14 protein-coding genes and 1 riboswitch are annotated in these 13,875 nt (G+C 60.1%); all 14 genes read left to right on the forward strand.

Features of this window, described 5'->3' with window-relative positions; translation table 11 throughout:
• Window positions 1–66 precede the first annotated feature (66 nt).
• The 14 genes from AB1576_07590 to fabZ all read left to right on the forward strand — a co-directional run bounded on the left by AB1576_07590 (window position 67) and on the right by fabZ (window position 13,243).
• Window positions 67–504 carry a HutP family protein gene (locus tag AB1576_07590; GenBank protein ID MEW6081623.1) on the forward strand — a complete coding sequence of 146 codons (438 nt, stop codon included), beginning with the start codon at window positions 67–69 and terminating at the stop codon, window positions 502–504.
• Between the two features lie 147 nt (window positions 505–651).
• A complete protein-coding gene (locus tag AB1576_07595) occupies window positions 652–1,659 on the forward strand; it encodes a WYL domain-containing transcriptional regulator (GenBank protein MEW6081624.1) in 1,008 nt (335 codons plus the stop codon).
• 165 nt (window positions 1,660–1,824) lie between these two features.
• The gene (locus tag AB1576_07600) at window positions 1,825–2,571 is read left to right on the forward strand and encodes an ABC transporter ATP-binding protein (protein MEW6081625.1); all 747 of its coding nucleotides are present in this window, start codon (window positions 1,825–1,827) and stop codon (window positions 2,569–2,571) included.
• Window positions 2,568–4,259: an efflux RND transporter periplasmic adaptor subunit gene (locus AB1576_07605; GenBank protein MEW6081626.1), complete on the forward strand. Its 1,692-nt coding sequence runs from the start codon at window positions 2,568–2,570 to the stop codon at window positions 4,257–4,259. Before AB1576_07600 ends, AB1576_07605 begins: the two co-directional genes overlap by 4 nt.
• A gap of 122 nt (window positions 4,260–4,381) precedes the next feature.
• A complete protein-coding gene (locus tag AB1576_07610; GenBank protein MEW6081627.1) occupies window positions 4,382–5,665 on the forward strand; it encodes an ABC transporter permease in 1,284 nt (427 codons plus the stop codon).
• Between the two features lie 314 nt (window positions 5,666–5,979).
• Window positions 5,980–7,233 (forward strand): UDP-N-acetylglucosamine 1-carboxyvinyltransferase, encoded by a 1,254-nt coding sequence (gene murA / locus AB1576_07615; GenBank protein MEW6081628.1) that lies wholly within the window; start codon window positions 5,980–5,982, stop codon window positions 7,231–7,233.
• A 112-nt stretch (window positions 7,234–7,345) separates the two neighbouring features.
• Complete coding sequence (gene spoIID, locus AB1576_07620; GenBank protein ID MEW6081629.1) at window positions 7,346–8,317, forward strand: stage II sporulation protein D; 972 nt, start codon at window positions 7,346–7,348, stop codon at window positions 8,315–8,317.
• A gap of 42 nt (window positions 8,318–8,359) precedes the next feature.
• Window positions 8,360–9,109, forward strand: coding sequence for a M23 family metallopeptidase (locus tag AB1576_07625; protein ID MEW6081630.1), 750 nt, complete (start codon window positions 8,360–8,362; stop codon window positions 9,107–9,109).
• A 197-nt stretch (window positions 9,110–9,306) separates the two neighbouring features.
• Entirely contained in the window at window positions 9,307–9,582 is a 276-nt protein-coding gene (gene spoIIID / locus AB1576_07630) for a sporulation transcriptional regulator SpoIIID (protein MEW6081631.1), read from the forward strand.
• Window positions 9,583–9,638: 56 nt separating this feature from the next.
• Window positions 9,639–10,661, forward strand: coding sequence for a rod shape-determining protein MreB (mreB, locus tag AB1576_07635; protein MEW6081632.1), 1,023 nt, complete (start codon window positions 9,639–9,641; stop codon window positions 10,659–10,661).
• Between the two features lie 68 nt (window positions 10,662–10,729).
• Window positions 10,730–10,815: riboswitch (cyclic di-GMP riboswitch) on the forward strand.
• Window positions 10,816–10,893: 78 nt separating this feature from the next.
• A complete protein-coding gene (flgF, locus tag AB1576_07640; protein ID MEW6081633.1) occupies window positions 10,894–11,679 on the forward strand; it encodes a flagellar basal-body rod protein FlgF in 786 nt (261 codons plus the stop codon).
• 17 nt (window positions 11,680–11,696) lie between these two features.
• The gene (gene flgG / locus AB1576_07645; GenBank protein MEW6081634.1) at window positions 11,697–12,476 is read left to right on the forward strand and encodes a flagellar basal-body rod protein FlgG; all 780 of its coding nucleotides are present in this window, start codon (window positions 11,697–11,699) and stop codon (window positions 12,474–12,476) included.
• Between the two features lie 10 nt (window positions 12,477–12,486).
• Window positions 12,487–12,777 (forward strand): hypothetical protein, encoded by a 291-nt coding sequence (locus AB1576_07650; protein ID MEW6081635.1) that lies wholly within the window; start codon window positions 12,487–12,489, stop codon window positions 12,775–12,777.
• 19 nt (window positions 12,778–12,796) lie between these two features.
• Window positions 12,797–13,243, forward strand: a complete 447-nt coding sequence (gene fabZ / locus AB1576_07655; GenBank protein MEW6081636.1) for a 3-hydroxyacyl-ACP dehydratase FabZ — start codon at window positions 12,797–12,799, stop codon at window positions 13,241–13,243.
• Window positions 13,244–13,875: the final 632 nt, after the last annotated feature.

Here is a 13,875-nt window from a genome sequence, read left to right on the forward strand (position 1 = left end):
CGGCGAAAGGATAGACCGCCGGGCAAGACTGTGCAGGATTCCCCACAAGGGACAGTACGGGGGGCGATGACTCTGGAGAGCATAGGCCGCATAGCAGTCCGGGCATGCCTGGACGAGGATGAGGTGAAGAACGGCGTAGCCGAGGCTCGGAGACAGGGGTATGCGGTGGTCGAGGGAAGGGTGGGCTCAATGGAGCTGGGGAAGGTGGTGGCCGCGATCGAGACCGCCGCCAAACGCGAGTCTCTCACCACAGGGCGCTACCGCGAGGAGCATGCCCTGTATCACGCTGTCCTGGAGGGCCTGTGTGGTGTGTGCCGCGGGAACCTGGCGCTGGGGTCCATACTGCGGACAGTGGGTCTGAGGTTCGTGGTGGTGAGGGGGCCGAAGGGCGCCAGCGACGAGGAAGAGGGGGAGTGGATAGCCGTAGCGCTCTATGGCAGCATAGGCGCCCCCGTGAGGGGCTGGGAGCATGAGGCCATAGGCCTCGGCATAAACCACATTTGACAATAACCTCTTAACGTGAAGAATCCTTGTCCAAATGGCCGCACCCAAGTGACTCAGGAAGGGATTTGCATTCCTGTAGAAAAAAGAGAGTGGGAGAAACCCCAGCGGGAGGGGGCGGTCAGGCTGAAACCTCCAGAACGACACGTCGTGACCAGGATCTGGCGCCTTCACTGGCTGCTCAAGTCCGGTTCGTGCCCGTCCATGGTGGATCTGGTGAGGGACCTGGAAGTCAGCAAGCGCACTGTAGAAAGGGACATAGAGGTTCTTCGCGACTTCTTTGGGGCACCCATCGCATTTGACCGCAAGAGGCGCGGCTACATCTACGAGGACCCGGACTTCTGCCTGGACTCCCCTGACATGAGGCTCACCGAAGGGGAGTTCATCGCCATGTTCGTCGCGCACAGGCTCATGGGGGAGGTCAGTGCATTTCCCGGGCACGACCTGTGCCGCCGTGCCATGGAGAAACTGGCAGGCCTGCTCCCGTCCGCTGTGCCGGAGAAGGCTGAGCAGATAGACCAGATCATTTCCTTTGGCATCCCAGCGCTGAGAGGAGACCCATTGAGTCTCGAGGAGACGTGCGCCAGGATCAGCGGGGCCATCCAGGAGCGGAGGACCATAACGGTGAGGTACTACTCTGCTTCGGCCCGGAAGGAGACTACCCGGCTGATCGACCCCTATCACCTGCGCTACTCCCAGTCTGCCTGGTACCTGGTGGGCTACTGCCATACCAGGAAAGAGGTAAGGACCTTTGCGGTGGACCGGATGTCCTCCTTGGGCTTCCAAGAGGAGACCTTCGAAATACCGGAGGGGTTCTCCCTGGAGGCCTACTTCGGCAAGTCGTGGAGGATTGAGCGCGGCGAGCCGTTCAAGGCAAGGGTCAGGTTCTCCCCTCAGGTGGCTCGTTACATTCAGGAAAGGCAGTGGCACCCAAGCCAGCAGGTAAAGATGGAGGAAGACGGCTGCCTAGTGGCGTCCTTCGAGGTGGATGGATGGGGGGAGTTCAAGAGATGGGTACTGGGCTTTGGCGGTGAGGCAACGGTGCTAGAGCCCCAGAGACTCGCTCGAGAGATAATGGAGGAAGCCTGGCGCCTAGTCAACCGGTATGGTCTAGGACCGGGAGATGCGTGTTGCCCTGGCGGGCACTGCGGTGCATGAAACTCAAAGCACGTGCTGTTTCCTCTACTGGCGAGATTTCTAGGGTTTTTCCGGTTCTCCCGGCGAACTTCTCCACTGGGATCCACGTCATTAAACTAGGATGGCATATTACTTGTGGGGCCTTGTCCTGACCCGGCGCTTCAAGCCTCTAGCTGGAGGGGTAGAATGGCTCTCATAGAACTCATGGACATTCACCGAGTCTACCAGATCGGGAAGGTAGATGTGCATGCACTGCGCGGCATGACCATCTCCATTGACAGCGGGGAGTTCGTCTCCATCATGGGACCCTCTGGATCGGGCAAGTCCACGTTACTGAACGTTATTGGCTGCCTTGACCGCCCGACCAAGGGAGCCTTCAACCTCTCTGGGCAAGATGTGACTCGCCTGGGCGAAGGTGAGCTGGCCGGTATCCGTAACCACTTCTTCGGTTTCGTGTTCCAGTCCTTCCACCTACTGCCCAACTTCACTGCCAGGGAAAACGTTGAATTGCCCCTGGTCTACCGTGGGCTACCCTACTCGGAGAGGCTGCGCCGCACCCGGGATTCCCTGGAGGCTGTGGGCCTAGGTGATCGCGCTAACCACCGCCCCGTGGAGCTGTCAGGCGGGGAACAACAGCGAGTGGCCATCGCCCGGGCACTGGTGGCAGAACCCGCGGTGATCCTGGCGGATGAACCCACGGGTAACCTTGACACTCGGACCAGCCGGGAGCTAATGTCGATATTCCAGAACCTTAACCGGGACAAGGGGATTACGATCATCCAGGTTACCCACGATCCCTTGATCGCCCAGTATGGGTGGAGGGTCCTTCACATGAGAGACGGGCTTCTTGAGAAGGAGGAGGCAGCTACGGTATCCCCATGGGAGGAAATAGGTAGACAGGTCAGCAGCGAAGAACAGGGGGAGCGTTTATGACTCGGCGAGTTCTTGGCATCTTGACGGTCATTATCCTCGTCACCAGCGGGGGCATATACGCCTACCGCAAGGTCCTCCCAGCGCGTGCCGATGATCAGGGGATTAGTTACGCCACAGCGGAGGTGCTGCGTGGGGACCTGACAGTGGGTGTAACCGCCCGGGGCGTCCTGAACCCCAGTCATGGGGGCTCCATCAATACCCCTTACCCCAGGGGACCAATGCCCTTTGAATTCGCATGGAGTTTCCGTGTTACTGAGATCTTCGTGAAGGACGGCGATCCCGTGGTCATGGGGCAGCCCTTGCTCAGGCTCGCCGCAGACCAGGTGGAGCCCAGGGTCCGGCAGATCGAAGACGAGCTGCAGCAGAAGCGAGAGAACCTTGCCGAGCGCCTGGGCATTCCCATAGCGCAGATCCATGAGGTCAACCCTGCCAGGGGTATCACCCTCAGGGCCCCCATAGACGGCAGGATCACGGGCCTTGAAATATCTGAGGGCACGTCCCTTGAACAAGGGAAACCCGTTGCCCGGATTGTGGATGACTCCCGCTGGGTGATGACGGCAAAACTCACCCCATGGGAGTTCAGCAAGGTAAAGCAGGGCGACAAGATGATCGTGCGATTTGCCGACTTTGATGGGGCAGTGGAGGCCATCGCTGTGAAGGTCAACCCCAACCCTGTGCCGGAGAAGACGAGCAGCCTCCTGGAGCCCTCTGGCCAGTCCTTTGGTAGTGGCGAGGATCGCGTGCAGTTCATCTACTGGGTGACCCTTGAAGGCACGAACCCCGGGTTGATACAGACCGGCATGAGGGCGGACATAGGGATCTGGCCGGCCGGAGATGAAGGCTTGGACCTTGCGGGCGTCGCCGCTAAGGCGACATGGCTTCGCTACTCCGCTACGGTGGACAGCTATGGCAAGGAAGAGCTCCTTATCAGCACCGCCACCGGCATCGTTAGCAAGGTGTACCTGCAGGAAATGGAGCTGGTCAAGGCAGGAGACATGGTCGCGTCACTCTCGGGTGAGGAGACCCAGCGTGCCATCGAACAGGACCTCGAGCAGATCAAGCAGCTGGAGACCCAGCTCCAGGCGCTCAGGTCCTTCACGGATGAACTGACGGTTACATCGCCGATGGACGGGACTGTAGCTCAGATGCAGGTGAGCACAGGCCAGCAGATAGAACCCTGGCAATGGCTGGGGAGCATCTATGATCCTGCCAGGATGCAGATGTACGTGCAGGTTGACGATGTGGATGTGCTGCACGTGCAGCCCGGCGCCTCAGTCCAAGTCCGGCTGGACGCCCTCCCTGGAGAGGAATTCGCAGGCAGGGTAATGAACGTTTCCACCTCGGGCAAGGACATGAGCGGGGTAGCGTACTTTGACGTGTGGATCGAGGTCCAGGGGAGTTCGCAGGTTCGCCCGGGCATGCAGGCCGAGGCCTACATTGAGGCAGGGAATGCCAAGGACGTGCTCCTGGTGCCCCTGGAGGCCATATTCCAGGAGGGAAGGGATTACTTCGTGGAGGTCCTGGAGAGTGACGGCACGGCACGAGTTGCTCCAGTCCAGATCGGCCTGATGGGTGAGTACGAGGCAGAAGTTAGGAGTGGTTTGGAGGAGGGTCAAGTGGTTGTGACCGGAAGCAGCCGTGACCTCCTTCCGAGCCAGGGGGCCCCTGACACCCTGTTCCAGAAGTAACCCTGCGGTTGTGGGGTGGGCCGTTCTAAGCGGGAGGAGGAGCCCTCGTGTTACCAGAAGCCTCTTTGCAGGCCGCAAGCGTAAGATTGGCTTCCTGTGCCCAGGTGGCATGGCGCGGAGTCTTGTCAAACCGCCTGCGTTCTTGGCTGACAGTCCTGAGCGTGGTGATCGGGGTCGGCTCAGTGGTGAGCCTGATGGCCATTGGTGAGGGAGCCCGCCAGGCCATCGTGCGCCAGATAGGGAGCCTGGGTGAGAATGTCATCATCATGAGGGCGGAAGATGCCTCCGTGACCTTTCGTGAGGAACTCGCCGGGGAACTGGTAGAGAGGGTCCCCAGTCTGGAGTACGCCACCCCTGTGGTCCGGGCTGAGACCAGCATACGCTGGAGACGGGTCAGGGGAAGCGCTGGCATCCTGGGAGTGAACGGGCAATTCCCCGTAATTCGCGACCACGAGGTGATCTCGGGCCGCTTCTTCTCCAACCTCCACGTGCAGCAGCGTTCGAGAGTGGCTGTGGTGGGGTACAACTACGGGCTAAGCCTGCTGGGCGGGAGAGATCCCGTGGATCACTCATTGACACTGGGCGGCCGCAGCTTCCGCATAATCGGTGTCCTGGCGCCAAAGGGAGAGGGAAGCGCCGAGGGCATCGACAACATGATAGTCGTACCATATACTGTGGCGCAGCAGCTGTCAGGGACGCGGAACGTACAGGAGGTCTGGGGAAAGGCCGCTTCTGCCGGAGAGGCTGACCTGGCCATGGCGCAGCTCAGCAGGATATTCCGCCGGGAGATCGGCCTTGATAAGATAGTCCCTTCCGGCGATGGGGAAGGGGACCCCGGTCTTCCCGAAGACATGCCAGAACAGGAGCCCATACCCATAGAGAAGTCTGTGGTTATGGAGACGCCTGTGCCGCCCGGAGAGGAACTCCCCGGCGGTTCCCTGCTGCCCGAGAAGGACATCAACGAAATGGTCACGGTAACGAGTCTTAACCAGATGCTCAAAGAGGCAGACCGGGCCAACAGGATCCTCAGTCTCCTCCTAGGAGGCATTGCCGCCGTCTCATTACTGGTTGGCGGTATTGGCATCATGAACATCATGCTGGTGTCCGTGACAGAACGCACGGCGGAGATCGGCCTTCGAAAGGCTGTGGGCGCCAAGCGATCAGACCTCCTGTCACAGTTCTTGATGGAAGCCTTCCTCTTGAGTGCCCTCGGCGGGGTACTGGGGTTAATACTCGGCAATGTGATTGTAAGGGTCATTGGCTTTTACGCTCTCGAGGCCGTCATAACGGTCCCGGTTGCCCTGGTAGCCTTCACGCTAGCGCTCGTTGTCGGGATAGCCTTCGGGGTTTACCCGGCGTGGCTGGCCTCTGGGCTGCAGCCGGTTGAAGCCTTGAGGCACCGCTAGAAGGCCCAGGAGGAACCTGCTGGGCACATGGTCACCACGGTGAGAATCCCACTGCCATCAGCGCCCTGGGGGATTGTTCCCCCAGGGTCTTGTTATCAGGTGTGTCCCCATGTTCCCTCATGTTTTGACAACACCTATCCTTGGTGAGTCACGCCTTCCCGGCCCAGGATTCACTGCTGGCCGGAATATCCAGCTCCATCCAGCCCATACTAGATGTGATGGATCTTGGCGCATGAAGGCAGCCTGGGGTCAATATTTCCCGGAAATATGCCCTTGGGACAGGAATCTGGCGCTTGCTCGGGAGAGAGGTCGCGTTGTCCACCATAGTAGTCAAGGGGGGGGGGTCCCTCCAGGGTTCAATCCACATAGAGGGTTCGAAGAACGCCGTGCTTCCCATACTGGCGGCGACCCTCCTTGGTAACACCGCCAGCACAATAGGGAACGTCCCGCATCTTGAAGACGTTCGTACCATCCTCCAACTCCTGGATGACCTTGGGGCAACTGTGACTTGGCTGGATCGCACCACGGTGAAGATCGACCCGCGGGGGGTTAACGCCCACCAGCCCTCTCAGGACCTGGTAGGCCGGATGAGGGCATCCCTGCTCGTGCTGGGACCGCTCCTGGCAAGACTGGGGCTCGCCCGCAGCCACCTGCCCGGCGGTTGTGCCATAGGCACAAGGCCCATCGACCTTCACCTGAAGGGCTTCGAAGCGCTAGGGGCTTCCGTGGCCATCAGCGGGGGAGCCATGGAAGTATCCTGCCCCCGGCTGAAAGGAGCCCACATATACCTGGATTATCCCAGTGTGACCGCAACCGAGAACATTCTCATGGCAGCCTCCACAGCCCAGGGCATTACGTTACTGGAGAATGCTGCCGAAGAGCCTGAGGTAGTCGACCTCGCCAGATTCCTCAATGCCATGGGTGCCAGTGTGACTGGTGCCGGTACCGGGACCATCACCATCGAAGGTGTGCAGGAGCTCACCGGTGTAAGCCACACGGTAATCCCAGACCGGATCGAGTGCGGGACCTACATGGTAGCCACGGCCATATCCCGGGGCTCGGTCCGCCTGGAGGGGGCTATGGCACAGCACCTCCAATCCGTGCTGGCCAAGCTCCAGGAAGCCGGGGTGTCCGTGGTAGAGGGGCCCGGCTGGCTCCAGGTGACATCCTTTCGCAGGCCAAGGGCAGTAGACATAAAGACCCTTCCCTACCCAGGTTTCCCCACAGACATGCAGGCACCCTTCATGTCACTCCTCACCCTAGCCCAGGGGGTCAGCGTCATCTCGGAGACCGTTTTCGAGAACCGTTTCCTGCACGTGGACGAGCTCAAGCGAATGGGAGCCAAGATTAAGATAGAGAGCAGGGCAGCGGTTATACAGGGGGTTAGGAGCCTTAGCGGGGCCCCGGTTAAGGCCACAGACCTCAGGGCTGGAGCAGCGCTGGTCTTAGCCGGCCTGGCGGCGGAGGGAGTCACCATGGTGTCCTCAGCCGAGCACATCCAGCGCGGGTATGTGGACATGCCTGGTAAACTCAGGGCCCTTGGGGTCGACGTGGAGACATACCCGTAACTAGGCACTGCTAGTGCTTAGCCAGTACCCCCGTTGTGGACATATTCCGGTCATATCACCCTTCTGACCACCATATACATTAGCGTACCGCGACATTCCGGGGGTGACACGGGTGGTCAGGGTGGTGGGCTGGGTGACGCTGTTCCTCCTCCTCATCATCGTGGGGCTTCCCGCGGTCTTAGTGCGAGGGCTGGACTTTGCCCCTCCCCCTATCGAGCCTGAAAGTGAGCCAGTCATCGTGAACCTTCTCCTGCCAGGCGGCAGCGTAGAGCGGATACCTCTGGAGGAGTACGTGAAGGGCGTGGTAGCCGCCGAAATGCCAACCTCCTTTCACATGGAGGCCCTGAAGGCCCAGGCAGTGGTGGCTCGGACCTACGCCGTGAGGAGACTGAGGGAGAAGGGAGACACCGGAGCTGCCCTTCACCCCGAGGCAGACCTGACAGCCGACCCGTCTGTTGACCAAGCCTACGTATCCAAGGATGAAGCCCGTGCCCGGTGGGGCATCTTTACCTTCCGGCAGCGCTGGGCTCGGGTGGAAGTGGCCGTGGACAGCACCAAGGGACTCATCGTTACGTACGATTCCATCGTTATCGACCCAGTCTATCATTCCACGTCCGGAGGGTACACCGAGAACTCGGAGGATGTCTGGCAGGAGGCCCTGCCCTACCTCAGGTCGGTGCCCTGCCCCTGGGACAGCCACTCGCCTTACTACAAGGACACTATGCAGGTGGAGTATGACAGGCTTGCCATGCTTCTGGGGGACGTGCCTGTGGAGGCGCTGGCGGCCTCCGCGGAACCCATACAGGTCATGGAGGCATCCTCCACCGGCAGGGTGAAGAGCATCAGGGTAGGGGACCGGACACTGAGCGGGCGGGAATTCCGTTCCCTCCTGGGGCTCAGGTCCACGCTCTTTTCATGGAGGCTCACGCCTGAGGGCGTGGTGTTTACCACCACCGGGTTTGGCCACGGCGTAGGCATGTGCCAGTACGGCGCTGACGGCATGGCCAGGGAGGGCCGGGACTTCCGGTCCATAATCAAGTACTTCTACAAGGGCGTCGAGATTGTGCCGGCCTTCGGGGGATAGAAAGGAATACTTGGGAGATTCTGGGGCAGAATATACCGCGGGGTGATCATTAAAGTGGATGTCCCGCGGTATTCACGTTTGAGGAGACTGAGACAACGCCTAGCCTCCTTTCTGAAGAGAGGCAGCGGCAGGCTCTGGCGCCACGTGCCTCGCCGGGCGCCTGCGATCCTGCTCCTGGCGGCCATATTCTGTGCATCGGCCCTGGCTGCCTTCTGGTGGAACAGCCACACCTTGACCCTGTTTCCCTCAGGGACCCAAGATGGTGAGGAACTGGAGGAGGTCAAGGCTCCCGAGGAGTCCGAAGCTGAGGAGGCTCCCGCGGCTAGAACCGAACCCGAACCTGCTCTCCCAGCACCCGAACCTGAACAGGCGGCGCCACTTCCGGTGCAGGCTGAAGAGGTCCGCATGGTGGCGCCTGTCGCGGCGGAGGTTTCCATGGGCTACGGCTGGAACTACTCCCTGACCCATGAAGACTGGAGGTTTCACCCAGGTCTGGACTACGCGGTACCGGAAGGGAGCCCTGTGCGGGCGGCAGCCGGTGGCCTAGTGGCCCGAGTGTCGGAGGATCGTCAATGGGGGGGGCAGGTTGTGCTCAGCCATGACGAGGGACTGGAGACACGGTACATGGGACTGGGTCTAGCCAGGGTGGAGGAGGGCCAGGAGGTCAAGGCTGGCCAGGTACTGGGAGAAGTAGGTGCTCCCGGCCTTGCTGAGGTAGGCCAAGGCCCTCACCTTCACTTTGAGGTGCGCGTCCAGGGGGAACCTCGGGATCCCCAGACCCTGTTCCGCTAGGCACCGCCACCTGTGCAGTAAAGAGGCCTCTGTGGCCCGAAAGGGTCACAAGCCCTTCTCCTGCCCGGTACAGCCGGGCCCCTCGGGATTGGAATCCAGCCCGGCACGGAAGGGTTCCACTCCCAGGGGGGTCATTTTTGCCCTTGCCCCAGGCATATACATCTTAGGGATAGGACAGGGGCAAAGGGGGCGGGCGGGTGAAGGACCTTATATGGGAGAGGGCGGTAGAAGTAGGGCGCCACATCGTGCGCACTGGCTGCACTGTCCGGGAGGCCGCGGCCGTATTTGGCATCTCCAAAAGCACCGTTCACAAGGACGTCACCGAGAGGCTCCCGCGTTTCCATCCCGAACTTGCCAGCCAGGTCAAGGCTGTGCTGGAACTGAACAAGGCCGAGAGGCACATACGAGGCGGCGAAGCCACCAAGAAAAAGTACACAGCCAGAAAGGAGCATCTACCACCAGATAGAGGATAATTCTAACATGCGTAGAAGGAGAGGGTCAAAGCGCCATCGCAACAGGGGGCACGCCTATGTTGGGGCTGGTTTCAGACATTGGTATTGACTTAGGGACTGCCAGCATTATCGTCTTCGTCAAGGGTAAGGGGATCGTGCTGAGAGAGCCCTCTGTGGTGGCCATGGATAGGGACACCCGGAAGATACTGGCCATAGGGACTGAGGCCAGGAAGATGATCGGGAGGACCCCTGGTAACATCGTGGCAATCAGGCCGTTGCGCGAGGGCGTCATAGCCGACTATGATATCACCGAGGCCATGTTGAAGCACTTCCTGGCCCAGGTTTGCGGAAGGCGAGCACTCGTGAGGCCCAGGATCATGGTGTGCGTCCCTTCGGGTGTGACCTCATTCGAAAAGAAGGCCGTTCTGGAAGCCGCCCAGCAGGCAGGGGCCGGGAAGGCCTTCGTCATTGAAGAACCGCTGGCAGCGGCGCTTGGAGCCTGCCTGGATATCTCGAAGCCCAGCGCCAGTATGGTGGTGGACATCGGGGGGGGGACCACGGATATTGCCGTCCTCTCGCTGGGCGGGATCGTGCTCTCAGAGTCCCTGCGGATCGGGGGAGACAAGATGGACGAGGCGATTTCCCGTTACATGAAGCGGGAGCACAACTTGGCCATCGGGGAGCGCACGGCGGAGGAGATCAAGATAAGCGTTGGCACTGCCTGTCCAGGGAGCCGGGAGGTCAACATGGAGGTGCGTGGCCGGGATCTGGTCACCGGAATGCCCAAGACCGTTCCGGTGTACTCTTCCGAGGTAGCAAAGGCCATATCCGAGTGTCTCACGGCCATCCTGGACGGCGTTCACCGGGTACTGGAGAAGACACCCCCGGAAATGTCCGCAGACATCATGGACAAGGGTATCGTCCTGACTGGTGGTGGCGCGTTGCTGGACGGTCTAGACAGTCTACTCGTCAAGGCAACCGGGGTTCCGGTGCACATCGCGGACGACCCCATATCCTGCGTTGCCATGGGAACCGGCAAGGCCCTGGAGTACTCTGAGGTATACCAGGACCACCTTAAGGTTCTTGAGCGGGTTCTCTAGGTGTTCCTGCAAGAAAAGGAGGATTCTGCCTGGAGACGTAGAATAGCATAAATTTACAGTGAATATAGCTCCCGAAAGGGCTAACCCGTCGAAAGGCGGGGGCGCAAAGCCGCGGGTCTAAAGCCTGAATGGCCATGACCGCCGGGCTACCGAAGGATGCACTCTTGTGAAAGCCCGCCTTTGGCGATTGCGCCGGGCGGCCACTTTTGTTTGGGGCAGGGAGGTGCACCTGTTGATTAGAGGGATATACTTCTCCGCCAGGGGAATGATCGCGGAGAAGCAACGGCTGGATATGAGCTCCAATAACCTTGCGAACGCCCAGACATCCGGTTTCAAGCGGGAGTTCCCGTTGTTCTCCAGTTCTGGCCAGGTAGACATCTGGAGGGTCAATGACACTCCAGGCGTTACCTTGCTTTCGCGAGGAGCAGGCCCGCTCCCGGCGCCGGTGGGTTTCATGACTACTGGCTCTCGCCTGGAGGGCAGTCTCACGGACCATTCTCAGGGTGGGCTCGTGGAGACAGGGAACCCTCTGGATCTTGCGCTGGAGGGGCCAGGCTACTTCGCTGTTGAGACTCCCGGAGGTGTCCGCTATACCAGGAGTGGTGCCTTTGTGATGGACGGGGCAGGCTACCTGGTAACATCCCAGGGATTCCGCGTTCTGGGGGAATCAGGGCCCTTGAGGATGCAGCAGGGCGAGGTGAGCGTGGACAAGGAGGGCAATGTGAGGTCCGGGAACACCCAGATAGGCAGGTTCCATACCGTAGACTTCCAGGATCCGCTGGGACTGGAGAGGCAAGGGGATTCGCTGTTCGCCGCAACTGAGCGCTCAGGCCCGGCGACGCTGGCCAGGGATGCCCGGGTAAGACAGGGTTACCTAGAGGGTGCCAATGTGAACGCCCTGAAGGAAATGGTGGAGATAATCACCATTATGAGGGCCTACGAATCCAACCAGAAGGCGCTCCAGGCCCAGGATGAAGCGCTGGGCAAGGCCATTGATCAAGTGGCCAGACTCTACTAGAGGGGGGAGAGGAAGCGTTGATCAGGGCATTGTGGACAGCAGCCTCCGGCATGCGGTCGCAGCAGCTGGCGGTAGATACCATAGCGCATAATCTCTCGAATGTGAACACCACGGGGTTCAGGAGGAGCCGCGTGGAGATGCAGGACCTCAAGTATACACAGGTGATCCCTGCAGGTTCGGGGCCCACACCCAGCCCACTCCTGGTGGGCCAGGGGGTGAAACCCGCATCCACCCAGCGAAGTTTCCGGATGGGCTCCCTGCAGCCAACCGGGGGCCAGCTGGATTTTGCCATCGAGGGCCAGGGTTTCTTCCAGGTCCGCCTGGCTTCCGGAGCCCTGGCTTACACCAGGGACGGGAGCTTCAAACTCAATCTAGACGGTGAGCTGGTCACAGGGTCAGGCTACAGGCTGGTGGTCTCGGGGGACGGCAAGATACCCGCTGGTGCCACCGAAATCAGCATCTCTCCTGATGGGAGGATCACCGCCTTAGCTCCAGACTCAAGTGCCCCCGTTGAGGTGGGCCAGGTGATCCTGGCGGACTTTCCGAACCCAGGCGGCCTCGAGAGCCTGGGAGACAACCTGTTTGGAGTGACAGGAGCCACCGGTGAGGTGACCACTGGAGCGCCGGGCACGGGGGGATCGGGAAGGCTCATCCAGGGTTACCTGGAGATGTCCAATGTCGAGGTAGTCCAGGAGATGATGGACCTCATCATGGCACAGCGAGCCTACGAGCTGAACAGCAGGGCTCTCAAGAGCGCCGATGAAATGCTGGGATTGGCCAACCAGATAAGGCGATAGGGGGAGGCTCATGTACGTCTACGGCATTCAGGGCAGCGCAGGCAGGCACATGGAAGGCGCTGACGTCAACAGGGCGGCCAAGGAGCTTGAGGCTGTCTTCCTGTCGTTACTGCTGAACGAGGTCTTAAAGGGCACCATGGAAGGCAGCGGGCAGTCTCTCAGGGCTGAGAGGGAGATGTGGGGCCCAGTGTTATCCCTGGAACTCGCGAGACGCTTGGCGGACAAGGGGACCGGGATCCAGGATGCCCTCCTCCGGAGCTTTGGGTCAACGCAGGACAGGCCCGCCGCAGTGTCGAAGTAGACGGCGGAGGCGATCCTATATGTTGGATATCGCAGGAATCCAGGCGGTTTTGCCGCATCGCTACCCCTTCTTGCTGGTCGACCGGATACTGGAGTTGGACAAGGGACGCCGTGCCGTGGGGATCAAGTGCGTCAGTGCTAACGAGCCGTTCTTTGAGGGTCATTTCCCTGGCAGGCCCGTCATGCCCGGGGTCCTGGTGGTCGAGGCCATGGCCCAGGTTGGCGCCGTGGCGCTGCTGTCCATGGAGGAACACCGTGGCCGGATTGCTTTGTTCGCAGGCATAGATAGCATGAGGTTCAGAAGGATGGTTGTGCCTGGGGATGTCCTGAAGATGGAGGTAGAGGTGCTGAAGACCCGGAGCAACGTGGGGAAGGCTCACTGCCGGGCCACGGTGGAGGGCGAGGTTAGCGCAGAGGGCGTCATCATGTTCGCCCTGGATGGCCAGGAACTGGTAGAGGAATCGTGAGTCAACTACCCACGGCTAAAGCCGGTGGACTTGCAGGTAGCCCTGGAGAAGCGGCCCCCGCGTCCGGCTGGTTGACGGCAGCCCTGCTCTTTCGAGCAGCGAAGTTGCTTTATGGCAGCAACCGGCCAACGCAGAAGATTTTACGCGCGAAACGGTTCCTTCGCGCAACCCCATATCTTTTGTTGTGAAGGTGCAAACCGTTTCTCCGCAATGCGGAGTGCCTTAAGACAATTATAACGCAGGGAAGGCCGCATTCCTCCCAGGGTTAAAGACCCTGGGCTTCCTGCGGCCGGATATCGTGAAGAAGGACAGAGGCTGAGCCTCGCTTCTCCCCGAGTTTAACAGAACAGTAGTTTGATTTTGCGAAGAAACTCTTTGAAAAACCGCGTTAAATCGCGGTTTTTTGCTTGCGCTACGCTTGCTTTGATGGTATAATTAGACAGACTGATAAGACGCATCCATGGGGGTGATTGCCATGTACATCGATTGCGTTACGAACAATGGTAAACCGTATCTGCGCGTGGCTGAAAGCTACACCATCAAAGTTGACGGTGTCAGAAAAAACAGGAAACGCACCATTCGCAATATTGGTCCTCTGTCGCGCTTTGACGACGGCAGGCCGGGTTTTCTTA

This window comes from Bacillota bacterium, assembly GCA_040754315.1.
GTDB lineage: Bacteria > Bacillota > Sulfobacillia > DUSP01 > JBFMCS01 > JBFMCS01.

Bases quoted from the DNA above. Each gene is read 5' to 3' on its own strand.
- AB1576_07590 (MEW6081623.1), top strand. From the start codon at position 67: ATGACTCTGGAGAGCATAGGCCGCATAGCAGTCCGGGCATGCCTGGAC.
- AB1576_07600 (MEW6081625.1), top strand. From the start codon at position 1,825: ATGGCTCTCATAGAACTCATGGACATTCACCGAGTCTACCAGATCGGG.
- AB1576_07605 (MEW6081626.1), top strand. From the start codon at position 2,568: ATGACTCGGCGAGTTCTTGGCATCTTGACGGTCATTATCCTCGTCACC.
- mreB (MEW6081632.1), top strand. From the start codon at position 9,639: ATGTTGGGGCTGGTTTCAGACATTGGTATTGACTTAGGGACTGCCAGC.
- AB1576_07650 (MEW6081635.1), top strand. From the start codon at position 12,487: ATGTACGTCTACGGCATTCAGGGCAGCGCAGGCAGGCACATGGAAGGC.
- fabZ (MEW6081636.1), top strand. From the start codon at position 12,797: ATGTTGGATATCGCAGGAATCCAGGCGGTTTTGCCGCATCGCTACCCC.